This window comes from Neoalteromonas facilis, assembly GCF_002807665.1.
In the GTDB taxonomy this organism is placed as follows: Bacteria; Pseudomonadota; Gammaproteobacteria; order Enterobacterales; family Alteromonadaceae; genus Alteromonas_E; species Alteromonas_E facilis.
Map to the genome: position 1 here is coordinate 64,601 of NZ_PEAY01000004.1, position 24,733 is coordinate 89,333.

Sequence of the window (24,733 nt, forward strand, 5' to 3'; positions counted from 1 at the left end):
CTCCTCATTATTACCGAATTCTTACACTATAAAACTACGCTGAAGCCCGCAATTGTAATGATTTGCACGTAAAGCTGTAAATTTTTTGTAAAAAACACTTGATGACAACGGTGTCACGAATTAGTATTGATCAAAATGACAGCGATGTCATTTGTTTTGACTACGACTTCGGGATAAAAATATGAACAGCAAAAACCAGCAACGATTGAAGTACTCTTCACTTGCATTAGCCGTTATTTCAGGGCTTTCTGCATCTGTTGTAAGTGCGCAGGAACAAGCGCCAGACGACGCTCAAGTAGAAAAAATTGAAGTGAGAGGCTTTGCCGCATCACAACGCGAAAATCTAAATAAAAAGCGATTTTCTGATAACGTTGTCGATGTTATTACCGCAGAGGATCTAGGCAAGTTCCCAGATAAGAACATTGGTGAAGCTTTAAGACGTTTGCCTGGTGTAGCACTTAACAGCCGTTTTGGTGAAGGTGAAAGTGTCAGTATCCGTGGTCTTGCACCAGACTTAAGCTTAACCACCTTAAATGGTCAAACGCTGGCTGCAGCACAATGGTTTGAGGGTAACGCGCCAACAAGGGGGTTCCCGGTTGATTTACTTGCGGCTGAACTTGTATCGTCGCTTGCTGTTTATAAATCTCCACAAGCTAACATCGATGAAGGTTCTATCGGTGGTAGCATTGATATTCAAACGCGTAAACCGCTTGATTTAGAATCAAACGCATTTTTCGCGACTGCAGAAGTGCAATACAGCGATTTGGCAGAAGAGTACGATCCTCAGCTTTCTGGTCTTTATAACTGGAAAAATGAAGATGAGACCTTCGGCATCTTGTTCAACGTAAGTAGCCAAAAGCGCACAACAAACCGTGAGAACATGGAAAACTACCTCAGTGCAGGGACTACTGTACTTGACGGTAGCTCCAACGCAACAGCTGCAACATGGGGTGCTGGCTCTGCATTGTTCCAACAAGAACGCGAGCGTCAGGCTTACAATGTAACAATGCAGTATGCGCCGACGGATGAATTAGAGTTGACCTTCTCATACTTACGTTTTGAGATGGAAGCAAACAACCTAAACTCAAACTATCTAACCATCCCTGGTCGTGTTGATGGTATCCGTAATGTAACTGCTGAAACCAGCCAAGGCTTAGCGCTTACTCACGATATTAATGTTTCAGAAGCAGAATACTGGTTTGGTCCAGACACCTTCTTCCGTCAATCAAAGCCTACCAACGACATTTTTGACCTGGGTTTGAACTATCAGGGTGATGATTACACCGTTAAGGCTCGTTTGGGCAAAACAACAGCTGACAACGACCTATATGTGTGGGGACTTTCCGGTAAGGTTGGTGCAGAGCATATTGAAGCTGGATTGGTATCACCTGATGCGACACAGACATTGGATTTGACCGGCGAACGTTTGCAGCAATCATTCACCAACTTTGACCCGTCTGATCCTGCTTCTTATCCAGCAGTTGCCAATGGCGCGCGTTTACGTGTTGAAGCGACTGATGAAACCTTTGCGCAAGTTGACGTAACGTTTGATACCAATTATTCACTTGGTGCGACTGATATCACCGCAGTCCATGTCGGTGGTAAGTACAAATCGCACGAGAAATCACTTGATCAGTACCAATTTGCTGATGAGTGGGCGCAATTATTCCAGACTTTGAATGTTGTGACTTATGCAGATCTACCGACAACCGTTCAATCTGGCTTGTTCTCTGAAAAAGCCGGTCCTAACTCAGTAACGTCATTGCCTGTATTTGATATGGGTAAGATCTTAGGTTTAGGTGCTAGCAGTATTCCAACCGATGTTAAAGCGGCGTCTCGCCAAGATCGCGGCGCATACTATCTGATTGAAGAAGATATTCTGGCAGCATATGTAATGGCAGATTTCTCAGGTAATAATTTCCGCGGTAATGTTGGTTTGCGTTATGTTGATACACAACTGGATTCAAGCGGTTGGTTAGCTGAAGACGGTGACTATACTCGTTTAGTAACGCGCAACGGTGACTACAAAGAAATCTTACCGAGCTTGAACGTAGCGTATAACGTTAACCCTGATGTTATCGTACGTGGTGCTCTATCACGCGCTATCTCTCGTCCGGATTACGGTAATCTATCAGGTGGTCTTTCTATCATTGAAGAGACACGCACAGGATCAGGTGGTAACCCAGGTCTAGACCCTTGGAAAGCAAACCAATTTGATCTAGGTGTCGAATGGTACTTCGATTCTGCTTCTGTATTGTCAGCAACTTATTTCTACAAAGACATTGATTCATACATCTTTGTCTCGTCTAGCCCAGAAACGGTACCAGGTTATAGCCAACCGTTTGAAATCACGCGTCCACAAAACGGTGGTTCTGCGGACTTAAGCGGTATTGAGTTTAACTTCCAAACGGAATTTGGCTACGGTTTTGGTGTTGTTGCAAACTACACTTACACCGATGCCAAGGTAGAACAGTTGAACGGCGAAGAAGGTTTCTTACCGGGTAACTCTGAAACCATGTGGAACGTTACGCCGTATTGGGAAAATGATTCGTTTGAAGCACGTGTGATGGTGAATCATCGCGGTAAGTACTTTGAAGGGTTTAACCGCGGCGCGGCGAACTTCATTGATGACTTTACGTCTGTTGATGTGGCATTCACTTATCACGTGAACGAAAACATTGATATCAATCTACAAGGTTTGAATGTAACCAATGAGCTGTGGACAGCTCGTCACTCTCAAGACGCATGGGATGGAACATGGCGTCAATTGGCTGAGAATGGCACACGTTGGTTTGCGGGCATTAATGTTCGCTATTGATGAGGTGTGTTCCTGTTGACCATTTGTAAGCTCACGATGCGAGCGTGAGATAACAGTTTGGTTCGGGTTTGAGGCAGCGGTAATCGCTGCCTTTTTTTATTTGTAGAGAACGTTTTTCAAAGCACTTTCCAGCACATCAACGTAGGAAAACCATGGTGACTGTTTTGATACGCCGATATACACATCTTGTGCATAGTCATAACTGAAATCAGCCAATACCAGCTGATGTTGGGGATCATATTGACGAATGATGTCATCCGTTAAAGTTGGCGCTGCCACAATTGCGTCGATACGCCCTAGCAACAGCAAATTAATGCTTTGACTAATATGCACACTTTCATGCTTTCTGAGTTTTTCATCACTATCAAGTTGCGGAAAATAAACATACCCTCGCACAGTACCTAAGCCTAAATGATAAAGATCTTGCCAGGAATCAATACGAATGTCCGATGTCTTGTTAACGTAAAAGCGAAAGCTGTTGTCGTGATGAGAATAGGGGGGCTGAAGGTAATGAATATAGGCCAATCTATCATCAGTCAGGTAGAGATCATCAACGATATCAGCCGCGCCTGTTTCGATAGCCTTCAAGCAACGAGCCCAAGGGCACTCATAAATTTGAATATCGATATCTTTATTGACGCTTCTTAATGTACTCAGGAGTGCTTCACTGCTGGGTGCTGGTCCGTCGGTGTTCTGTGGATTAGGCTGCACAGCAACAATCACCTTATCGGGAAGTGCGTCTGCTCGAGGAATGGCTAGAAACCCAAGTAAAAAAACACTGCCGACAAACGACAACCGCATATGTGTCTACTCCGATGGTGCCTATATCAAGTACTGAGTATATGTTTTCGCGTGCATTTGGCAAATATGCCGTGAAGGGTCTATACGTTTAGGGTGTGCTTTTGCAGAGGTTGGCGTTGTTTTGATTACTCGTCCTTGCCTATTTATGATGTTCTTTATGCTTTTTTCTGGCGCCATTTGTGCGCAGGATAAGGTTACTGTGATAAAAACCATTGGCCCGCAAAAAAGCATCGATGTGAGTCATGATTTCTTTATGACTGTGCTGCATGCCGCACTAGATAAAGCCTACCCAAACGGCGCGCATGAGGTTCAGGCAACGACCTTTTCAGGGCAAGGTCGTGCTATGAACTTGATGCAGCAGGGCGGATACTATGATGTCATTTGGAGTGGTAATAGTCAGCTTCGCAATGAAGAACTATTGGCTGTGCAATTCCCGCTATTTCGGGGAGGTTTAGGCGTGAGAGGGTTTGTCATTCGGCGTGATGATCTGGCCCGCTTCAGTCAAATCAAAACGCTGGAAGATCTGAAGTCAGTTATTTTTTGTCAGGGGCGGCATTGGCCGGATGCAGACATCCTCAGGGAAGCCGGTCTTTCGGTGGTGGAAATCAGCAGTTTTGACGCTATGTTTAGCATGGTTGATTTGGGCCGATGCGATACGCTATCTCTCAGTATTTTTGAAGGTGCGGCTGAATTAAGTGCGGTTCAGCACCAATACCCTAATTTAGTTTTCTACTCAGATACCGTGATCCAATATGATTTGGTGATGAACTTTTATGTACAACGTAGCAATCAGCAGCTCGCAACCAAGCTCATGCTTGCGCTCAGCGGCATGCTAGAAAACGGTGAATATGACGAAATCTTAGAAACGCATCGATTGACATCGGGTATCACTGACCAATGGAAAAAAAGTGGTTTCAGCGTTATTGCGTTGCAACATCAAGGCGGCGAGGATGTACTCGCACAGCGCCAGTATTATTTACCTTTGGTACTCAACGCCATCCACTGATTTACTAACCTATTCGATACTTTGTTTATAAAGCGCTAGGGCTTTTACATTATCTTGCTTACGCTCACTGAGCTGTGCTAACAAACGCAGTCGCTCTTGATTAGGCGCTAACTTGATCGCTTTTTGCAGCGCTTTTTCAGCCAAAATATCGTTACCGCAATTAAACGCTATGGCACCTAAAACCGTCAGGTATTCCACGTTATTTTCATCTTTCTTCAACCAGTGCTCTAGTAGTTTAATACTCGGTGAGGGGTTGGGGAGTTGTAACTGCTTCATCAGCGGTAATAAGATATCGACAGGTTTTTCTGATTGCCACTCGACCAAATGTTTTTGTGCATCGTGATGCATACCCTGATCAAGTAGCTGCTGTACATAGGCAGCTTGCTTCGCATGATCTTTACGGATACCTCGAGGTAACTGGTGCCAGTGCTGAATGAGCTGATTTGCGCCTGATTTACTTGCTATCTCGGCAAACTCACCCTTGGCTGCTCGTTGTGCCCAATTGTTGTATTCATCACCTAACGTTTTCTTCCAATTTGGCAAGTGCTGTTGAATGTCTTGCCAACGTCCCATTTGAGCAAGAATGGCTATCCACAATCTGACGCTGGATACCCGTTGCTGCTCTTTTTCATTCATGTTTTCTATAACCGCTAGTGCTTCTGACAAGCGATTATGTTGCAAATGATTTTTGGCTACACAAATCTTGGCAGCGTAGTCAGCACTGCTCTGCTCGGCTGCCTTTTGCCATAATTTTTCGGCCCGCTCATGTTCACCCAGTTCAGCCGCGACTTGCCCTGCTGCGAGTAAATTCACGCCATCAAAATCGCCTTCTTCTGTCCGTGATAACCAACGATTGGCGCGCACGAGGTCGCCTTCAAAGTAGGCCGTAATACCTTTAAAGTAAGCTTTGTTTAGGCGTCTTTGGCTCCAACCACCAACCCAAACAGAAGAGCCTGAGATTAGCCTGAATAAACGTTTAATGCCCCATTCCATGACTAGAAACGCGACTACGGCGGCCAGCATGATAAACATCAGTGCGACCACACTTAACTCGATGGTGTAGTTTCCCATTGCGATGAGAACATAGCCTTTTTCACCCGCCAGCGATGGGCCGGCAATCATGGCCACCATCAGCAACAAAAACAGTGCTACCAGCATGATCAGGCGGGTCATAATGCTTGCTCTCCACCACGAAATACCGCATGAATGCGGTCATCGAGTCGATCGGCCAAAGGTTTTTGCACTTTAAATTGGTCTGGGAAGGGTTTACTGATATCTGTCTCAAGTAGGTTTTGCAAAGCCTGAGTGAACTGTTGGACTTCAGTGCTTTGGATATCAAATTCTTCAATTAGTAATGACATCGCCCGTTGTAGCGACTGTTGATACAAAGTAGGCTCTGCCTTGATAGCTGCGGTTTTCGCCTGAAGTAATGCAAAGCTCAGTTGCTCTTTTAGCAACCACTGCATCTGTACTGACATTAAAGGCTCGACGGGCTGGTCTCGATGTTTCACACTAACAAAGTTATCCATCAAAGCACGTACGCTACGTTTAATATTATCCCACCAATCTGATACATCTTCGGTTAACGGTTCTAATGCTTGCCCTTCGGTGGGTTCAGGCAGTTTCAGTGCGTCTACAGGCAGCTTATCAATCAGTGGTAGCATGCCAGAAATTGATAACGCCACGGAAGTGGGTGAGACGGGATTAATCTGTTGCAAGCTTTGAATATCCTCGGCCAATAGCTGACGAATTGGAATTAGTGATGGGTCCGATAGATCGGCTAAACGAGAATCTGCGGCGCTCAGCATCATCAACGCGCTACGCTCATCACCTTCCAACCATAACTTGCGCCCAGCCATTCTAACTAGGTAGTCAGCTTCCGCCAGCAGCCAGTCAGAGGGTCTTCTACCCCCTATTTCCGTCAATTGAGACTGCAATTGCCCTATCTGTTCCTGCAATTGAGTGTTGCGTTGGAGTAATTCTTGGATGGCTTTTTGTTGGTTGTCCTGTAATGCCATTTGATTTTCTTGCAGTGAGGACAATTCGCTTGCTTGCGAGCGCTGCTGAGTACCTATACCCGATAGAATAGTATTTTGTTCATTCAGTTGGTTTAGCGTCGTTTGTATACGCTGGTCGTCAACGCGTAACACTGTCCAATAATACCAGCCTGCAGCACCGAGCGCGGCTAATATGAGCAATAAGTTAATCAGTGTAAAAAACCACAGGCCACCTGTTTTAGGGACTGTTGTAGGACTTTCGTTAGGTGTGGAAACATCGATACTTTCGGTATCTTCACCCACCGTTGAAGGGGCGGTTGTTAAGGCCTTAGAAGATGATTTAGGATCCGAGCCAGCCATGCGTTACTCCGTAATTTGATGAACACACTTTAGCAATGCTGAGTCGCTTGCGCCAGCGCTTATGTGGACTGAATTCAAGCCATGCTGGATCAGTATATTGGCAATGCGTTGACTCGGCACAATCCATTGAATAGCGCTTAGTAGGGTTGGCTGAATCAATTCTAGAATGTGCTCGACCACTTCGCCACTGGTAACAACTAGCATGTTAGCGGCTTGTATGGCCTGAGTGACAGGCTCGCTAATGGGTAACATATTGCGCTGATACACGTTAAATTGCTCTACCCAAGCGCCTCTTTGAGTAAGCTCATCATGCATTGTCGTGCGCCCACCTTGACCTTTCACAATCACCACGCGTTGCTGTTCTGGCGCGTTCAGCTCAGACATAGATAACACGCCTTCAGAAGTGTGTTCATCAGGGACTACACAAAATGGTGCATATTCGGCCATCGCCGCACGTGTTTTGTCTCCGATAGCAATAATTGTTTTGGGCAATAGTTTCGGCGGCAGGTGACGAAAAATCGGGACTAATACATCAGCGGCATGCTGACTGGTGACAATCATCACATCAACGGGTTTGATGCTTTCACTTAATGAGTTGGTAAGTGTTAACTTACCTTCTTCGCTAACACAAATATCTTGCAGCGCAATCCCTTGACAAGCGAGCGGTAAACCTGCCCGCTCAAATTGCGCCAAACTGTCTGATAAGGTTTGTAGCGGTCGAATAAGTACAAGCATCATGAATATTTAGCCACCCAACTCCGACAATATTTTTCCAGCGCCTTGAGCCAACAGAGCTTCGGCCACTTCCCGACCAATTGCTGCTGCATTAGTTACATCACCACAGGCTTCTGCCATTAGGCGCGTTTTGCCATCAGGGCTGCCGACTAGACCCCGTAAGGTGAGTGTTGCGTCACAAATCTCGGCAAAGCTACCAATGGGCACCTGACAGCCACCTTCCAGACGTGCATTCATTGCACGCTCAGCTATGACTCGGTGGTATGTCTCATCGTGCTGCAGTGGCTTTAATATCGTGTGTAATTCGGGGTCATCATCACGGCACTCAATTCCGACTGCACCTTGCCCGACCGCAGGTAATGAAATAGACGACGGTAATGTATTGCGTATACGCGCGTGCATATTCAATCGGATAAGCCCTGCAGCGGCAAGGATGATAGCGTCATACTGGCCATCATCAAGTTTGCTTAAGCGCGTGTTAACATTGCCTCGCAGATCTCTAATTACTAAATCAGGTCGATGGTGGCGAATTTGGCACTGACGGCGCAAGCTAGAAGTACCTACGACTGCTCCTTGAGGGAGAGACTCAAGGGTTTCATAGTGATTTGAAACGAATGCATCAAATGGATTTTCGCGTTCACAAATAGCATATAGACCAAAGCCTTCGGGAAACTCGACGGGCACATCTTTCATCGAATGCACGGCTATGTCAGCTCTATTTTCTTGCATCGCGACTTCCAGTTCTTTAATGAAAAGCCCTTTCCCGCCTATTTTTGCAAGCGGTGTATCAAGGATCCTGTCGCCTTGTGTTGACATGGGGACCAATTCTACCTGCAAGCCCGGATGATGATGCTCTAGCTGGGCTTTGACAAATTCTGCCTGCCATAATGCAAGGGCGCTTTTGCGCGTGGCGATACGAATGGTTCTGTTAAAACTCACAATAATCCAAATTACTGATACGACATTGATACAGTGTAACCGAAATGTGAGGGTTCGACAGCTATTGCGCGCGATTTCGCGTTGTGTTCATGCCTTGGATATGTGTGCCATTTGAAGATGCTTTTTTTGAGGCAAGATTGGCTGATGTTGCGTGAATGACACATTTTTTTACCAATGTGTTGTCTAGTATTTTATGCACAAAACCTGATCCTCAACTACACTTGATCGTGTCGAAACCTAAAAGGAATGTAGGTTCATGTAATGTCTTCACCTCACTATCCAGTATCTGATCCACACCGTCTAGAAGCAATAGTGCGCTCAATTAATGAGTGCATTAAAGGGGTGGATATTAATTGTCGCTTAACCGATATGAATCCAGCCGGCCTGCAGCTCATAGGCGCAGAATCGTTTGAACAGGTGAAAGGTCAATCTGTGTTGGAGTTAATTGATCCCGCCTACCATGAACAATTCAAAGACGGCGTGAGGCGTGTATTTGATGGTGAAACCGTCGATCAGGAGTTTGAAATTATCGGCCTCAATGGTAAGCGCCGTTGGATGCATCAAGTGGCCGTTCCTTTGTTCCATCAGGATGGACAAACCGTCACTGAAATGATTGCCGTTACACGCGACATCACCAATAAAAAAGAACAAGCCGATACCATAGCGCGTATGCGTCGCAATGAATTAATTGGTAATTTGTCTGCTGGGATCGCGCATGATTTTAATAATATTCTGACCATTATTTCGGGTAACCAAGAAGTGTTGGCTCAACTGAATTCGCAACCAGAACTGCGGCCTGCTATTGAAAAGATTGCAGCGTCAGTTCAGCGCGCATCGAGCTTAACCAGCAAATTGCTGAAACGACCTGGCGATTCGTCACCAAAAACGGAAATGGTGACAACTAGAGAGTTGTTTTCAGAAATGCAATTGCTGTTACAAGAAGTCATACCCAGCAACATTGCACTGCGCTGGCAAGTGGATGAAACGTTAGAAGAGCTACTTGATAAGTATGAACTTGAAGACGCGGTTTTAAACCTAGTACTGAACGCTAGAAATGCAATTGAGCATCACGGCAACATCGATATTCGCATTCAATTGCGCGATGCCTCCGCGATGCATGAGCGTTTCTTTGTGAATACCCCTTTGCTGTCAGAACGATATTTAGCGATTGAAGTTGAAGATACAGGGTGCGGTATTGCACAAGACCGCTTCGAAGATATATTTTTACCCTTCAAATCATATGTGGGCAAAGGAAGTGGTCTTGGATTGGCGATGGTTTACGGCTTCGCAGTCCGCAATGAGTATGGTTTGTCACTATGCTCCCGTCCTGGAAAAGGCTCCTGTTTTAGTATTTGGATCCCCGACCGTCATTTTATTAAACGCCCTACGAAACTGAATAACCATTTAACGTTTGAAGCTATCGAAGAGCCATTGACGGTCGTATTAATCGATGACGAAAGAGACTTATTGGATATCACACAGAAGTTGCTCGTTAGCCTTGGGCATACAGTTCTTTCATTTGGCCAGCCAGCTAAAGCACAGTCGTTTATTGAACAAAACCTTACCAATATTGACATTGTCGTGACGGATGAAGTGATGCCCGGCAATATCCAAGGGCATGACATAGCCAAGCAATTTTCTCATGATTTACCGGTTGTGATTACATCAGGCTATGCTGAGCCTATTCACGTTTCCGGAATGGGCAATATCTCGTTACAGAAGCCATTTAAATCCGAACAGCTGATAGATAAGATGGCTGAAGTGATGGCCCAATTTACTACCCTAAACGGTTCTTAATTGGGCCATTCGGGTCTTATTCGTCAATCACGGTAGGATAATGTGAATCAGCTTGCTGTATATATTCAGCTGCATTTGCGTTCCATTCCTTCATAACGCTCTTGCTGTAATTCAAATACAGTTTACCGTCGACGATGGTAAAGGCGTCTTCATCTATACCCACTAAACGTCCATCAGACATGGCGTAGGCACAATAGCCACCATATTGTGGTGCATATTTTTTAGGATCGGCGACAAATAAATCCAGATGCTGTTGAGTGGAGAAGTACCAATCAGCACCACGCCATTGTGTAGTGAATGCATCTTTCCCTTTTACTGCTTCACCTACCGTAAAGTACGCAACAGTATCATAGCCGTATATGGCTTTATTATTGAAAAGGCCCGTTTCAATGGCGGGCGCCGCTATTGCGCTGTGGCACAGCATGGTTAAGCCAATAATGACCCAAAGGCGACGAAGTAGTTGTGAGATTTGCATAAAAAACCCTGCTTAATATCATTTCGGTTACTTACATAACCGGCAAAATAGCAGGGTACTTTCAAATTATTTGCGCAGAGTGCAATTTACTACAGATTAAGCCAGTACTTTCTGTATCCAATGAGATATATCATTGACTTCCTGCATGCATACATTGTGCTGCATCACATACTCTTTCCAATCTGCTTGATAGCCATTCGCTTTTACTGACTGATACGCTGAATGGCCTAAGAACATAGGCACTACTTCATCTTGTTGACCATGACAAAATAACATCGGCGTATTGATATTCGCGTCGGTTTTCTTGCTTTCGAGTTGATCGGGCTCACACAGATAAGTACTCAGCGCCATGACACCTGCAAATGTGGTATTCGAGCGAGTTGCAATATGTAAGGCGATGACGCCGCCTTGTGAAAAGCCTGCAACAACAATACGTGAACTGGGTATCCCTGCGGCAATTTCAGCATCGATCAATTGCTGAACCTGTTCTGCAGACTCATTAACACCTTCAATATCTGCACGAGAATTAAAATCTAAACTCTTAATGTCATACCATGCTCGCATAGGCATGCCGTTATTAATGGTGACTTTTCTCACCGGAGCATGAGGGAAGATAAAACGAATGCCGTTGGACTGAGGTAATCGTAGTTCTGGCACGATCGGCGCAAATCCATTTCCAGAATCACCTAAACCGTGTAACCAAATCACCGTTGCAGTCTGCTCACCAGACGCAGGTACGTCGACATACGGGAGTGCGTCAGTCATGACAAACATCCTTTTTCGTTATTGTATTGATGTAAACAGTAAGCCATTTATTTAGCGCATGGCTAACTCACGCTTTTGGTTCGCTTATGCTACCATTGCATCAGCATTTTTCACCAGAGCTGATTGCTCATTATTCAACGTCTTAATTTCGATTATGGTTCAGTTACTCGGAAACTTATTTATTCTGTCAGCACCATCCGGCGCTGGTAAATCAAGTCTGATCAAAGCATTGCTAAATAAGCATGCAGCATCGGCACAGGCCAATAACGGGCAGTTACAGGTGTCTGTATCACATACTACTCGTCAACCCCGGCCGGGCGAAGTCGATGGCGAACACTATCATTTTGTTACGCGAGAGGCATTTGAAGCATTGATTGAACAAGGCGCCTTTTTTGAGTGGGCCGAGGTTTTTGGCAATTATTATGGAACCTCACGGATTGTGATTGAAGAAACCTTAGCAAGCGGCACCGATGTTTTTTTAGATATTGATTGGCAAGGTGCTAGACAAGTGAAAAAGCAACTTCCCGATACGGTCGGTATTTTCATATTACCCCCTTCGATTGACATTTTGCACCAACGCTTGAACGCACGAGGTCAAGATAGTGAAGAAGTTATTGCCGGCCGAATGCAAAAAGCTAAAGATGAAATGAGTCATTACGACGAGTTTGATTACGTGTTGGTGAATGATGATTTTGAGACCACATTGCAAGCGTTAGAGAATGTGGTTTTTGCTCAGCGAGAGAGGCTTGCCAATCAGGAGTTGCGAAATAAGGCATTAATTGCGGCTTTATTAGCATAAATAGCTACCGTCTGTACAAAGCTTAGGCTATACTACGCGACCTTTTTTAAAGTAATCGCATAATCGGAGAACGACATGGCTCGCGTTACAGTCGAAGACGCCGTAGAACAAATCGGCAATCGTTTTGATTTAGTGTTAGTTGCTGCGCGTCGTGCACGTCAATTAGCTACTGAAGGTAAAACGCCTCAGGTTGATATGGGCAATGACAAACCTACCGTTACTGCATTGCGTGAAATCGAACAAGGTTTGGTTACGGCAGCAAGCATTGAAGCGGAAGAAATGCGTGATCAGCAACATCAAGACGAAGTTGAATTTGCTTCTGTAGCAAATATTCTGTCTGAATAATAAAAAAGCACTTAAAGATCGCCTAACGCCAGCATTTTGCTGGCGTTTTCATTTGGTTATTTAAGTCAAAGGCCTTATTCTAGCTCTATTAACAGCATTAAATGACGTAACTCGTGTATCTATTCGAAGGACTACAAAGCAAACTAGCGCAGTACCTGCCTGAAGAGCAGATCGAAACTGTGCGCGAGTCCTTTGTTGTTGCGCGCGATGCCCATGAAGGGCAAATGCGTTCTAGTGGTGATCCTTACATCACCCACCCTGTAGCCGTTGCGGGGATCCTAGCCGATATGCACATGGACCATGAGACCATCATGGCAGCATTGATGCACGATGTGATTGAAGACACGCCAGTTGATAAGCAGCAACTTGAAGACAAATTCGGTGAAGTAGTTGCGGATTTAGTCGAAGGGGTAAGTAAGCTGGATAAAATTCAGTTTAGCAACAAGCAAGAAGCGCAAGCGGAAAACTTCAGAAAAATGATGATGGCGATGGTGCAAGATATCCGCGTCATTTTGATAAAATTAGCCGACCGTACCCATAATATGCGCACCTTGGGTTCGTTGCGACCTGATAAGCGCCGTCGTATTGCGCTAGAAACCCTCGAAATTTACGCACCAATTGCCCACCGGTTGGGTATCCATGATATGAAAAACGAGCTTGAAGACCTCGGTTTTCAAGCGATGTATCCGATGCGACACCGAGCATTGAAGTCTGCGGTTGTGCAAGCACGGGGAAATCGTAAAACGATCATTGAGAATACTCGCCAAGAATTGGTCACGCGTTTAGATGAGCATAAAATCGAAGCGTTGGTGATCGGGCGAGAGAAGCACTTATATTCCATTTACCGCAAAATGAAGAACAAAGAATTGATGTTCAACGAGGTTATGGACATCTATGCTTTTCGCATCGTGGTTGACTCAGTAGATAATTGTTACCGTTCGCTGGGGGCGATGCATTCTCTCTACAAGCCGATTGAAAACCGCTTCAAAGATTATATCGCAATACCCCGTACCAATGGATACCAGTCACTTCACACCTCATTAATTGGCCCGCATGGGATACCGGTAGAGATACAAATTCGGACCCATGAAATGGATCAAATGGCAGACAAAGGTGTCGCTGCGCATTGGTTATATAAAGGTGAAGATACCGATACCACTGCGCAATTACGTGCGCGTAAGTGGATGCAATCCTTGTTGGAATTACAGCAAAGCGCAAGTTCTTCGTTTGAATTTATTGAATCAGTCAAAACAGATTTATTCCCAGACGAGATTTATGTGTTTACGCCAGATGGACGCATTATTGAATTGCCAACGGGCTCAACAGCAGTCGATTTCGCCTACGCCGTTCACTCAGATATCGGCAACACCTGCGTTGGTGTGCGTGTTGAAAGACGAAATTACTCATTGAGTAAGCCGTTAGAGAATGGTCAAACGGTAGAGATTATCACCTCCCCACGCGCTAAACCGAATGCGAACTGGTTGAATTTTGTTGTCAGTGCCCGTGCGCGTACGCGTATTCGTCAGTATCTACGTAAACAGCAATCTCAAGAAGCAATCACCATGGGTAACCGCTTGTTGCGTCACGCGTTGGGTGCGATAAAACTGGACGATATAGCCCAAGCGGATAAAGACCGAGTGGCTGCTGAAACTAAGCATGAGACCTTCGATGATTTGCTGGTGGATATTGGTTTAGGTAATGAACTGTCGGCCATTGTTGCCCGACGATTGCTCGGCGAGAGTGCAGAATTACCAGAGAAAAAAGGCGAAGTGGCGATTAAGGGATCTGAAGGTCTGTTGGTGCATTACTCGCAATGTTGTTATCCAATACCTGATGATGAAGTCGTAGCGATTTTAAGCCCTGGTCGCGGCATGGTGATCCATCAAATTGGCTGTACCAATATACGTAAGCTCACCCGAGAAGAGCCTCAACGAGTATTACCGATGCAATGGGAAAAAGGCGCGAAGGGAGAGTTTAAAGCTTCCTTACGTATTGAACTGTTTAATCATCAAGGTACTCTCGCTACGCTAACCAATACGATTGCAAGCTGTGATTCCACTATCATAGGCCTGCAAACAGAAGAAAAAGAAAGCAACATCTATTACATTGACTTGCAACTGACGACCGTGAACCGGGTTCATTTAGCCCGTGTGATGCGAAAAATTCGTTCCATGCCCGAAGTTCAGCGTGTATCCCGTCACAGCAAGACGAAAACCCGACAAACGTCATAACCCTAATTAGGAACTATTATGTCTAAAGCGATTATCTCTACGGATCGTGCTCCGCAAGCTATTGGCACATATAGCCAAGCCGTAAAGGCAGGTACAACCGTTTATTTATCTGGTCAAATCCCGCTCATACCTGAAACCATGGCGATGGTGTCTGAAGATTTCGCAGAGCAAGCACATCAAGTATTTAAAAACCTCACTGCAGTGTGTGAGGCCGCTGGTGGCTCATTGCAGGATCTCGCCAAGGTTAATATATATCTCACGGATTTGAGCAATTTCGCTACTGTGAATGAAATCATGAGTCAATATTTCAGCCAGCCATATCCAGCACGTGCGGCCATTGGCGTAGCGCAACTGCCTAAAGACGCTCAGATCGAGATCGATGGCGTAATGGAGATGCCGGAATAATTTATGAAGATGTCAGCGGAGCGAAATGCGCGTATTCAAGCGCTATTGGATAAGCGCCAACCTGATCTCACGGTATTAATGGAGCAAGTGCACAAACCCCACAATGTGTCGGCGATAGTGCGTAGCTGTGATGCCGTTGGCGTGCATGAAATCCATGCCGTTTGGCAGCAAAAAACCGCTTTGCGTGCAGGTACTGCTGTAGGCAGTAATGTGTGGGTGAAGAATTGTCGCCATGATTCGATTGAAGACGCCGTAGGTCATCTAAAAGGGCGCGGCATGCAAGTGTTGGTCACTAACTTGAGCCCTTCCGCAGTTGACTTCAGAGAGGTCGATTACACCAAACCGACAGCGATAATTTTGGGTCAGGAAAAAACCGGCGCTACTGCTGAAGCGATTGCATTGGCCGACACTGACATTGTTATTCCCATGGTAGGCATGGTGCAATCGCTCAACGTATCCGTTGCGGCGGCTGTGGTAATGTATGAGGCGCAGCGACAACGAGAACAAGCGGGTTTATACGAGACATCGCGATTATCGGAAATTGAACGTCAACGAATGTTATTTGAAGGTGGCTTTCCACGACTCTCAAAGTTCTGTCAGCAAAAAAACATCAATTATCCTTATGTGAATAATGAGGGGGAAATCGAAGCAGACTCGGCTTGGTGGGACCAATTGCGCCTAACCAATGACGCTTTGCAAGACCTCTCTGACAACGAATAATTAACTGACTGAAATTTCTTACGTGTCTCTCTGGTCTGTTGAACTGATTAATAACAAACCAGAGAAACACCATGCGTTTAATTTTACTATGCCTGATGATATGGGGCGCTTCGATCCCCCTCGCTCAAGCCTTTGAGCGGGCCGCTATCGCTGACCGGGCTGAAGATGTTACTCCACTGTTGAATGGTCAATCAATACCGCAAACAACGCTAAAGTTGGCTGATGGCTCACCCGTAAGCCTAACGGCACTTACCATGCAAAAGCCAAGCATTGTGTTGTTTTATCGCGGCGGTTGGTGTCCTTACTGCAATCGCCAGTTGGCAGAACTAAAAGACATCGAACAAGAATTGGTGTCACTTGGTTATCAGGTGTTGGCTATTTCACCCGAATCGCCTTCCCGTTTACAAGAGCAAAAGTTAGAAACGGAGTTTGCGGTCACGCTATTGTCTGATGTTTCGCTAGATACTATTCGTAACTTCGGTATCGGTTTTTATGTTGAGCAGGCAACATCTGACAGATATTTGAATGAATATGGCATTGATTTAACCGAAGATAAATCGATGCGCTCTGTGCTACCCGCACCGGCAATATTCTTTGTCGACACACAAGGCGTTGTTCAGTTTAACTACGTTAACCCGAATTTCCGGGTACGTCCTTCTGCTGAATTGATTTTGAATGTCGCAAAGGTGCTGAAACCGTAAATATCCCGTTTATGGCTGTGCTACACGGCCATAAACGGGTTGAAAACAGATATAGTGCTCTCGGTATATCTGTACTCGCTGGCTGTATCTTTGCGCGGCGAGGCTTGGTAAAGTTTGGTCATATTTTTAACCTCCAAGCGTTTCTGCATGTGACCATTTAATGCGTCACATGATACTGAGAGTGTAAGTTGATTAACGTGATAGCAGCAATTAAATCGGTGGTACATGAGTATCAGCGCAGCTAACCCCATTACTGAGTTAAAAGGCGTGGGGGCCAAGGTTGCCGAGCGCCTTATAAAGCTCGGCATTCACACCATTCAGGATGTTCTATTTCATTTACCCTCGCGTTATGAAGATCGCACGAGAATATATCCAATCGCCGATTTGCAACCTTTTTTGCATGTTAGCGTAGTCGGTGAAGTAACCTCTACTTCTGTGCAATTTGGTCGCAAACGTATGTTAGTTACTCGCATTAACGATGGATCGGGATCTCTCACACTGCGCTTTTTTCATTTTACGGCTGCTCAAAAGAATATGTTAGATAAAGGACAGCGTGTACGTTGCTTTGGCGAGGTTCGCACTGGTAAGCATGGACTGGAAATGATGCATCCTGAGTTTAAGTTGGTCAGTGAAAGCGAAAATGAAATGGCTGTAGAAGATAGCCTCACGCCAGTGTATCCAACAACTGAAGGGGTAAAGCAAATCACCTTGCGTAACATCACGGAACAAGCATTGGCCAAGCTCGGTGGTGGCTTTTTACCTGATTTGTTGCCACAAGGGTTGTACAACCAGCAGATACCGCTCGATGAAGCATTAAGGTTGGTACACCGTCCGCCGCCAGATATTGCCGTTGAAGAACTGGAGCAAGGTAAGCATCCGGCTCAACAGCGCTTAGCGCTTGAAGAGCTGCTGGCCCATCATTTAAGTATGTTAAAAATGCGCCGTCAGTCCAAACAAGTGGCGGGCTTTGCAATACCAGCGACATCTCACCTGGAAAAACGATTGTTAGCCTCTCTGCCTTTTACACCGACGGCAGCACAGTCCAGAGTGCTTCAAGAAATAACCGATGATCTGCAACAGGGTGTTCCCATGATGCGCTTGGTGCAGGGAGATGTTGGTTCGGGTAAGACATTGGTGGCTGCTTTAGCGGCATTAAACGTCATAGAAGCGGGTTACCAAGTTGTCTTGATGGCGCCCACAGAGTTGCTGGCGGAGCAACATGCCAATAATTTAAGTGATTGGCTGTCGCCCTTAGGCGTTAAATTAGGTTGGTTGGCCGGAAAGTTAAAAGGTAAAGCGCGTGAAGAAGTGCTTTCTCAGTTGGCAAACGGACAAATTGACCTGTTAGTCGGCACACATGCGGTTTTTCAAGAGGGTGTTGAATACACGAATTTGGCGTTAGTGATTGTAGACGAGCAGCACCGCTTTGGTGTCCATCAACGGTTGGCGCTTAGAGAAAAAGGAGAGGCTCAAGGCCGTTATCCACACCAGTTGATCATGACAGCAACGCCGATACCCAGAACACTGGCAATGACAGCCTACGCAGACCTTGATACATCCATAATTGATGAATTACCTCCCGGGCGTACACCTGTTACGACGGTGGTAATTCCTGATTCAAGGCGTATGGAAGTGATAGATCGTGTGCGTCAGTCCTGTACCGAGCAGAATCGTCAGGCCTATTGGGTTTGTACACTGATTGATGAGTCAGAAGTGTTGCAATGTCAGGCGGCTGAGGACACTGCCATTGCGTTGAGAACGGCTTTGCCTGATTTGCGCGTAGGGCTCGTTCACGGGCGCTTAAAAGGGCCGGAAAAGCAGGCTATTATGGCGCAGTTTAAAGCGGGAGAATTGGATCTTTTGGTTGCGACAACGGTGATTGAAGTGGGGGTTGATGTACCGAATGCGAGCCTAATGATCATCGAGAACCCGGAACGATTAGGGCTAGCGCAATTACACCAATTGCGTGGCCGAGTGGGCCGAGGTGCAGTCGAAAGTCATTGTGTATTAATGTATCAAAGCCCACTATCAAAGACCGCAACAAAACGCCTAGGTGTTATGCGAGAATCAAACGATGGGTTTTACATTGCGCAACAAGATTTGGAAATAAGAGGGCCGGGCGAACTCTTGGGCACCAAGCAGACCGGAATTGCCGATCTTAAAATAGCGGATCTCATCCGCGATGCGCATCTGATTCCGCAAGTACACTCGTTGGCTGACGATTTGTGGCAACGCTATCCTAGCCATGCGCAAGCAATCATCAATCGTTGGCTACAGTATAGAGAGCACTATGGCAATGCATGATCCTAAAGGCGTAGAAGTGATTCAGGTCATCAACGAACTGTCACCTGACCATCCGTTATTCGATCAAGAACTTTCATTCTCAAATTTCGTAGATTGCGCTCTTAATCATGCTGCGTGGACAACAGCACAGACAAATGCAGATGGATTAGCATTAGTTGTGACCGACAAAGGTCTTGCACTGCGTAACCTTGCTCAACCTGGCTACAGTGATATTTCCGTTGATTTCTTATCACCCGCACTGGCATATCGACAAGCTAAGGGGGGTGGCAAGAGTGAATTACTAGCGAAAGCCATTGGCGTAAAATCTGCCACTGATTATCAGGTCATAGATGCAACTGCGGGGTTGGGAACCGATGCCTTTGTTATGGCCAGTGTCGGCTGTCACGTTACGATGTTAGAACGTTCACCTATCGTTTCTGCGTTGTTGTATGACGCCCTTGAACGTTTACATGATTCGGATGTGGCTGACAGCTGGAAAAGCAGATTAAAGTTGCAACGTGGGGATAGTGTGGCATTGTTATCACAATGGTCTAGTAAGTCAGCTCAGCCTGATGCCATTTATCTGGACCCTATGTTTCCCCACCGCAAAAAATCAGCGATGGTGAAAAAAGAAATGCAGGCGCTGCAGAGTTTGCTTGGTGTCGACCCCGATGCTGATGCGCTACTAGCGCCAGCTTTGGTGTTGGCGAAGAAGCGTGTTGTGGTGAAGCGTCCGGCCAGTGCCCCTTATTTAGCGGAGCGAAAACCGAATATGTCAATGAGCAGTAAAAAACATCGCTTCGATATATACCTTAAATAACGACAGGAAAACGCTATGTTAGAAGTTGGTTCACGTCTACCCGAAGTGGTATTCAGTTATCTAGACAATGGTGAGATGAAAAATCCACACACCAATGATTTATTCGCAGAAAAGAAAGTTGCTTTTTTCGCAGTTCCCGGTGCATTCACGCCAACTTGTTCTGCCGCACACTTACCGGGCTTTGTGGCGCTGGCAGATCAGTTTAAAGCAAAAGGTGTGGATACGATTATTTGCTTGTCAGTAAACGATGCATTTGTGATGGATGCATGGGGTAAATCGCAAAATGCCGAGCATATTTTAATGTTGGCTGATGGCAATGGCAGCTTCACTAAGTCAGTGGGTATGGACATGGATACTGACACTTTCGGCGGCGTCCGCTCTATGCGTTACAGCATGCTGGTGGATGACGGTGTTGTTGTTGCCCTGAACGTAGAAGACCCAGGCCGCTTTGAAGTTAGCGACGCTGAAACTTTGTTAAAGGCGCTGTAACTTTGTTGATGTTGGCACTGCTCTGTTGCGGTGCCGCTAACTCTCTGGTTAACTTTTTTGCTATCATTTGGCCTTTCTGTTCTAGTGAGACCACTCCCTTTTGAAACACTTTGATGTCGTGATCATTGGCGCTGGCGCCGCAGGTTTGTTTTGCGCTGCACAAGCGGGTATGCGCGGACGCAGCGTAGCGGTAATTGATCATGTAAAGCGCTTAGGTGGCAAAATTTTGATGTCTGGTGGTGGGCGGTGCAATTTCACCAATATGTATGCGAGCCACGAGAACTATCTGTCCAACAACCCTCATTTTTGCAAATCAGCGTTAAGCCGTTATACCCAGTGGGATTTCATCGCACTGGTGGAGCAGTACGGTATCCAATACCATGAAAAGACACTTGGCCAATTGTTTTGTGATGATTCAGCCAAGCAAATCGTTGATATGTTGCTCAGCGAATGTGACAAAGCACAGGTTAATATTTTAAATCGCACTTCAGTAACAGAAGCACAACAGGGCGAAGCCGGATTTTTGCTTTCAACCTCTCAAGGAGACTTAAGTTGTGAATCGCTGGTGATAGCGACGGGCGGTTTGAGTATGCCAAAACTGGGGGCTACGCCATTTGGCTACAAAGTAGCAGAGCAGTTTGGTATTCCCGTTACACCTGTGCGGGCCGCATTGGTACCTTTCACGTTGCATGATGAAGACAAAACAGTGTTAGCTGAATTGAGCGGCGTTTCAGTGAAAGCTGTAGCGTCATGTCATGATACGGCGTTTGACGAAAGTATGCTGATTACGCATCGAGGTTTAAGTGGCCCCTCGGTGTTGCAGATCTCCAGCTTCTGGGAGCCCGGTGACGTTGTAAATTTTGATATAACGCCTATCGCAGAATTCGACAAAGTGTTAACTGAAAAACAAAACAAGAACGCTGATTCTTTATTGTCTACTGTGTTAACTGATTGGTTCCCCAAACGTTTTGTACAAACGATGCTGGAATGGTGGGGAATAGAAAATAAGCCCATGAAGCAATATAACGCCAAGCAATTAGAGGCCATTTGTGCTCATTTTAGTCATTGGCAGATCAAACCGAATGGCACAGAGGGTTATCGCACTGCCGAGGTTACATTGGGTGGTGTTGATACGGATTATCTGTCGTCTAAAACAATGCAGGCAAAGGCTGTAGAGGGTCTTTATTTTATCGGTGAAGTGGTTGATGTAACGGGCTGGCTGGGCGGCTACAACTTCCAATGGGCCTGGTCCAGCGGTTGGGTCGCTGGGCAATATGTTTAATTTTTGTTTTCGCATATTCATTATCAGTCCTTTGATAGCAGAACCTGTATGTCTGCAATAAGTTTGCAGCCTAGTTAGAATAGCTTAGCCGCCTAGTTGCAATCTGCGTATTGCTAGCACTCAAAAATACATATTATTATGTGCGTGATTTGTTATTACATACGCAAGGTAGTGTCGGCTTCTGTCTAATTTGCCGGGCGTTGATCGATAGCTAATGGCGGATTTGTCGGTTTCTGAGACAGTTGCTAGTATTAAAATCCAACCAAATTTTGAATAAAACGAACGTTTCTCCTATTAATGATTAAGTCCATTCCCAACCAATCTTTGCAAATAACCTAAAAATACACAAAGCGTGGTATCTTCCATAAAGCAAATCTCACTTTTTTCTATTTCCTCAGACATCGCTAGTGCAATAACTATGAACGCAGTGTGCTGCCGCCCGGTACCAATTCAAAGTCGAGCATTTGGCTTTCCGTATCCCCGTCGAGAAACATACGCGTTGCAATCTCACCTTTATTGGCACTGAATTGTTGTACTGTGGTTAGGGTTGGGTGATAGCGTTTGGCAATATCAATACCGTCAAAACCAACCACCCGAATATCTTCAGGGATCCGAATGCCTAATCGCAATGCCTCTTGCATAGCGGTAAGCGCAATAATGTCACTCATACAGAGTAACACATCGGGTCGTTGAGGAGCATTTAGAGCCTCCTGAACTGCAATGATCGCGCATTCATGCGTACTTTCGGGTATGTGCCAAATAGCTTCATTACTGATGCTTAGGCCAACCTGCTCAATGGCTTGTAGATAACCGTCCAAACGCCGGTGAGAGATTGAGTATTCACTGTCGAGCAGCGGATTATCGCCAACCACACAAGTGTGCTCGACATCGACCAAGCGCAACCCTAGAATCGCTGGATTTTTAACGGCTCTATCAAGCGCTAAAAGCGCTGACTGGTAGGCGGCTTGGGTATTATCAATATTAACTGAGGGGGCGTTCTCAATATCGAAATCTATGGTTACTACACGCTTATTGATTTGACTTAATTGCTTTAATAACGCTTGGTTACGCGGTGAACCGTAGCAGATAAAACCATCGACAAAGTCGACGACCTCATTGACCGAATCATTGCTACCAGAGAACAACAATACATTGGCCTCTGAGTCCTTGGTGACTTTGGCCACCCCCTGCATTAATTGACTGGCTACAGGGTCAGTTACCATATATTCCAAGCTATCGGGCAAGACCAGAGCAATAATGTTAGTCTTTCCGCGACGCAGTGAGCGAGCGGCTTTATTTGGGCCAGCATACCCCATTTCCTGGCACGCGGCTAATACCTCAGCACGCTTCTTGGCGGAGAGTTGGTCTGGACGATTAAAGGCGTTGGAGATAGTCGCCGTAGAAACATCTAAGCGACGTGCAACTTCTTTTATAGTTAGTTTGGTATTGCTCATACCGCCACACTACCGCATGGCGGGAAAAGATCAATCATTCCAATAAACTGTTAATCGCAAAGGATCGGCGTTGTGTAGCATTGTTAACGGTTATCGTCGCTTGCAGAGAATCCAGATCTATCGCTAACTCTGCGCTTGAATCGCTATTTTGCCATGCCAATACAAGTCGTTGCTGCTGATAACTGGCACTAAAATTACCGCTAAAGGCAGGCGTGTTATTGCGCAGCTCGATAAGCTTTAACAGACCTTGAACCACAGGTTTTTTTAGGTGCTCTTTAACTGCAGCATTATCTAAGTAGGGACGATTAATATCCCGCCCCACGTTAGTGCGCGCTAACAGCTCCATATCGTTTTCAACGGCGAGTAACCCCGCGTAATACACCTGTGGAATGCCCGGACTGAAAAACTGAATAGCACGCGCCAATAGATAAGCCTCGTCATCACCACCTAAGGCGTTGTAGTATGTACAGTTGATTTGATAGAGGTCGACATTACTTGCAGCAGCACCTGTTGCTAGACGCGATTGACCATTTGAATTGTTGTGAATGGTTTCCACCAAACTATCTATTTCAGTGGCGTTCAACAATCCCGGTTTATCACCCGAAGGACCCACATCGACAATGCCGATGCCATCATGGGTATCAAGCACCGTAAAACAGTTGCGTGGCGATATCTCCAGCCATGCTGCCAATGCTGTGGCATCGCGACTAAACAACGTGTGTAAAACCAAAGGCGGCAATGCGAAGTCATACACGCTATCGCAGCGCTTAGCGATCTCGATCTGGGTTTGGTAATGACTGTGAATTTCGACCAGGCACTGCATATTTAAATCGCGTGCCCGTTGGCTTAGTTGCTCGATAAAGGCAAAGGTTTCCTCCAACATAAAACAATTCGTACCGGCACGCTTGATTGCGTAACCGGCAGCATCGAGCCGGATCAGGTCGACTTTATTTTCAGCAAAGGTGTCCAGTATTGACGTTAGATATTGCTGGCCAGGCTGCGACTCTACGTCGATATCGATTTGATTGGCAGTAAAGGTCGTCCAAAATGGCACCGTGTCGTTGTTGGCCACGGTGTATTCGGTAAAAAATGGTGTTGGACGCGGCCGAAACACTTTGCTAATACCAGTCTGGTCATCGTCATTAAAAATGGACTGTTTGGTCAGAAATAGCGGCCAGAACTGAGAGTCTTGGCCATGCTCCAAAACATCTTTAAAAGCAACGCTTTGCGCCGACATGTGATTGACAATGAGGTCGGCCATGATATCAAAGTCATCACCAAGCATTTTGATGCTATCCCAATTGCCCAAGCGCTGGTCGACGATAGTATGATCGATCGGGTCGAAGCCGGCGTCTTCGCCGTCAAACGGGTAGAAAAACGGTAACAGATGAATACCGGTAAATACGCATGCAAGCTCGTGCTCTAACAGTGACTGTAAGTCACTTAATGCACCATTGCCTAAGCGGTCTGCGTAGGTAATTAATTGAACGCCATTTTTAATTGGCATATAA

At 45.8% G+C, this 24,733-nt stretch carries 22 protein-coding genes; 13 read left to right on the forward strand and 9 right to left on the reverse strand.

The window, feature by feature from the left end:
* Positions 1-181: 181 nt before the first annotated feature.
* Positions 182-2,818 carry a TonB-dependent receptor gene (locus tag CSH93_RS11690; RefSeq protein WP_100643459.1) on the forward strand — a complete coding sequence of 879 codons (2,637 nt, stop codon included), beginning with the start codon at positions 182-184 and terminating at the stop codon, positions 2,816-2,818.
* 96 nt (positions 2,819-2,914) lie between these two features.
* Here CSH93_RS11690 and CSH93_RS11695 read toward each other — a convergent pair whose 3' ends face one another.
* Positions 2,915-3,619, reverse strand: a complete 705-nt coding sequence (locus CSH93_RS11695) for a substrate-binding periplasmic protein (protein ID WP_100643460.1) — start codon at positions 3,617-3,619, stop codon at positions 2,915-2,917.
* Between the two features lie 199 nt (positions 3,620-3,818).
* On the opposite strand from CSH93_RS11695, the gene CSH93_RS11700 reads away from it, so the two are divergent.
* Positions 3,819-4,625: a substrate-binding periplasmic protein gene (locus CSH93_RS11700; protein ID WP_164078357.1), complete on the forward strand. Its 807-nt coding sequence runs from the start codon at positions 3,819-3,821 to the stop codon at positions 4,623-4,625.
* Between the two features lie 9 nt (positions 4,626-4,634).
* Here CSH93_RS11700 and CSH93_RS11705 read toward each other — a convergent pair whose 3' ends face one another.
* The 4 genes from CSH93_RS11705 to hemC are packed head-to-tail and all read right to left on the reverse strand — an operon-like array spanning position 4,635 to position 8,659.
* Positions 4,635-5,798 (reverse strand): heme biosynthesis HemY N-terminal domain-containing protein, encoded by a 1,164-nt coding sequence (locus CSH93_RS11705; RefSeq protein ID WP_100643462.1) that lies wholly within the window; start codon positions 5,796-5,798, stop codon positions 4,635-4,637.
* A complete protein-coding gene (locus tag CSH93_RS11710; protein ID WP_100643463.1) occupies positions 5,795-6,982 on the reverse strand; it encodes a uroporphyrinogen-III C-methyltransferase in 1,188 nt (395 codons plus the stop codon). Before CSH93_RS11710 ends, CSH93_RS11705 begins: the two co-directional genes overlap by 4 nt.
* Before the next feature lie 3 nt (positions 6,983-6,985).
* Positions 6,986-7,720: a uroporphyrinogen-III synthase gene (locus tag CSH93_RS11715; protein ID WP_100643464.1), complete on the reverse strand. Its 735-nt coding sequence runs from the start codon at positions 7,718-7,720 to the stop codon at positions 6,986-6,988.
* A gap of 6 nt (positions 7,721-7,726) precedes the next feature.
* Positions 7,727-8,659, reverse strand: coding sequence for a hydroxymethylbilane synthase (gene hemC / locus CSH93_RS11720; RefSeq protein WP_240615608.1), 933 nt, complete (start codon positions 8,657-8,659; stop codon positions 7,727-7,729).
* A 258-nt stretch (positions 8,660-8,917) separates the two neighbouring features.
* Between hemC and CSH93_RS11725 the strand changes: the two genes are divergently transcribed.
* Positions 8,918-10,453, forward strand: a complete 1,536-nt coding sequence (locus CSH93_RS11725) for a hybrid sensor histidine kinase/response regulator (RefSeq protein WP_100643466.1) — start codon at positions 8,918-8,920, stop codon at positions 10,451-10,453.
* Between the two features lie 16 nt (positions 10,454-10,469).
* On the opposite strand, the gene CSH93_RS11730 is transcribed toward CSH93_RS11725, so the two are convergent.
* Positions 10,470-10,928, reverse strand: coding sequence for a YHS domain-containing (seleno)protein (locus CSH93_RS11730; protein WP_164078358.1), 459 nt, complete (start codon positions 10,926-10,928; stop codon positions 10,470-10,472).
* A 96-nt stretch (positions 10,929-11,024) separates the two neighbouring features.
* Positions 11,025-11,693, reverse strand: coding sequence for an alpha/beta hydrolase (locus CSH93_RS11735; RefSeq protein WP_100643467.1), 669 nt, complete (start codon positions 11,691-11,693; stop codon positions 11,025-11,027).
* A gap of 154 nt (positions 11,694-11,847) precedes the next feature.
* Here CSH93_RS11735 and gmk point away from each other — a divergent pair, with 154 nt between their 5' ends.
* From gmk to CSH93_RS11785, 10 genes are all read left to right on the forward strand, one after another.
* Positions 11,848-12,492 carry a guanylate kinase gene (gene gmk, locus CSH93_RS11740; protein WP_100643976.1) on the forward strand — a complete coding sequence of 215 codons (645 nt, stop codon included), beginning with the start codon at positions 11,848-11,850 and terminating at the stop codon, positions 12,490-12,492.
* Positions 12,493-12,567: 75 nt separating this feature from the next.
* Complete coding sequence (gene rpoZ / locus CSH93_RS11745; protein WP_100643468.1) at positions 12,568-12,837, forward strand: DNA-directed RNA polymerase subunit omega; 270 nt, start codon at positions 12,568-12,570, stop codon at positions 12,835-12,837.
* A gap of 113 nt (positions 12,838-12,950) precedes the next feature.
* Positions 12,951-15,068, forward strand: coding sequence for a bifunctional GTP diphosphokinase/guanosine-3',5'-bis pyrophosphate 3'-pyrophosphohydrolase (gene spoT / locus CSH93_RS11750; protein WP_100643469.1), 2,118 nt, complete (start codon positions 12,951-12,953; stop codon positions 15,066-15,068).
* An 18-nt stretch (positions 15,069-15,086) separates the two neighbouring features.
* On the forward strand, positions 15,087-15,473 hold the full coding sequence (locus tag CSH93_RS11755; RefSeq protein WP_100643470.1) for a RidA family protein: 387 nt from the start codon (positions 15,087-15,089) through the stop codon (positions 15,471-15,473).
* 9 nt (positions 15,474-15,482) lie between these two features.
* Positions 15,483-16,193 (forward strand): tRNA (guanosine(18)-2'-O)-methyltransferase TrmH, encoded by a 711-nt coding sequence (gene trmH, locus CSH93_RS11760; RefSeq protein ID WP_100643977.1) that lies wholly within the window; start codon positions 15,483-15,485, stop codon positions 16,191-16,193.
* A gap of 71 nt (positions 16,194-16,264) precedes the next feature.
* Positions 16,265-16,894, forward strand: coding sequence for a peroxiredoxin-like family protein (locus CSH93_RS11765; protein WP_100643471.1), 630 nt, complete (start codon positions 16,265-16,267; stop codon positions 16,892-16,894).
* 225 nt (positions 16,895-17,119) lie between these two features.
* Positions 17,120-19,198 (forward strand): ATP-dependent DNA helicase RecG, encoded by a 2,079-nt coding sequence (gene recG, locus CSH93_RS11770; protein WP_100643472.1) that lies wholly within the window; start codon positions 17,120-17,122, stop codon positions 19,196-19,198.
* Entirely contained in the window at positions 19,185-19,997 is an 813-nt protein-coding gene (locus CSH93_RS11775; RefSeq protein WP_240615589.1) for a class I SAM-dependent methyltransferase, read from the forward strand. The genes recG and CSH93_RS11775 overlap by 14 nt, the downstream gene beginning before the upstream one ends.
* A 15-nt stretch (positions 19,998-20,012) precedes the next feature.
* Positions 20,013-20,486 carry a peroxiredoxin gene (locus CSH93_RS11780; RefSeq protein ID WP_100643473.1) on the forward strand — a complete coding sequence of 158 codons (474 nt, stop codon included), beginning with the start codon at positions 20,013-20,015 and terminating at the stop codon, positions 20,484-20,486.
* Between the two features lie 100 nt (positions 20,487-20,586).
* Positions 20,587-21,768, forward strand: a complete 1,182-nt coding sequence (locus tag CSH93_RS11785) for a BaiN/RdsA family NAD(P)/FAD-dependent oxidoreductase (protein ID WP_100643474.1) — start codon at positions 20,587-20,589, stop codon at positions 21,766-21,768.
* A gap of 416 nt (positions 21,769-22,184) precedes the next feature.
* Here the strand turns inward: CSH93_RS11785 and CSH93_RS11790 are convergent, their stop codons facing one another.
* Both CSH93_RS11790 and gtfA read right to left on the reverse strand, forming a co-directional pair.
* On the reverse strand, positions 22,185-23,222 hold the full coding sequence (locus tag CSH93_RS11790; protein ID WP_100643475.1) for a LacI family DNA-binding transcriptional regulator: 1,038 nt from the start codon (positions 23,220-23,222) through the stop codon (positions 22,185-22,187).
* Between the two features lie 34 nt (positions 23,223-23,256).
* Positions 23,257-24,729 (reverse strand): sucrose phosphorylase, encoded by a 1,473-nt coding sequence (gene gtfA, locus CSH93_RS11795; RefSeq protein ID WP_100643476.1) that lies wholly within the window; start codon positions 24,727-24,729, stop codon positions 23,257-23,259.
* Positions 24,730-24,733: the final 4 nt, after the last annotated feature.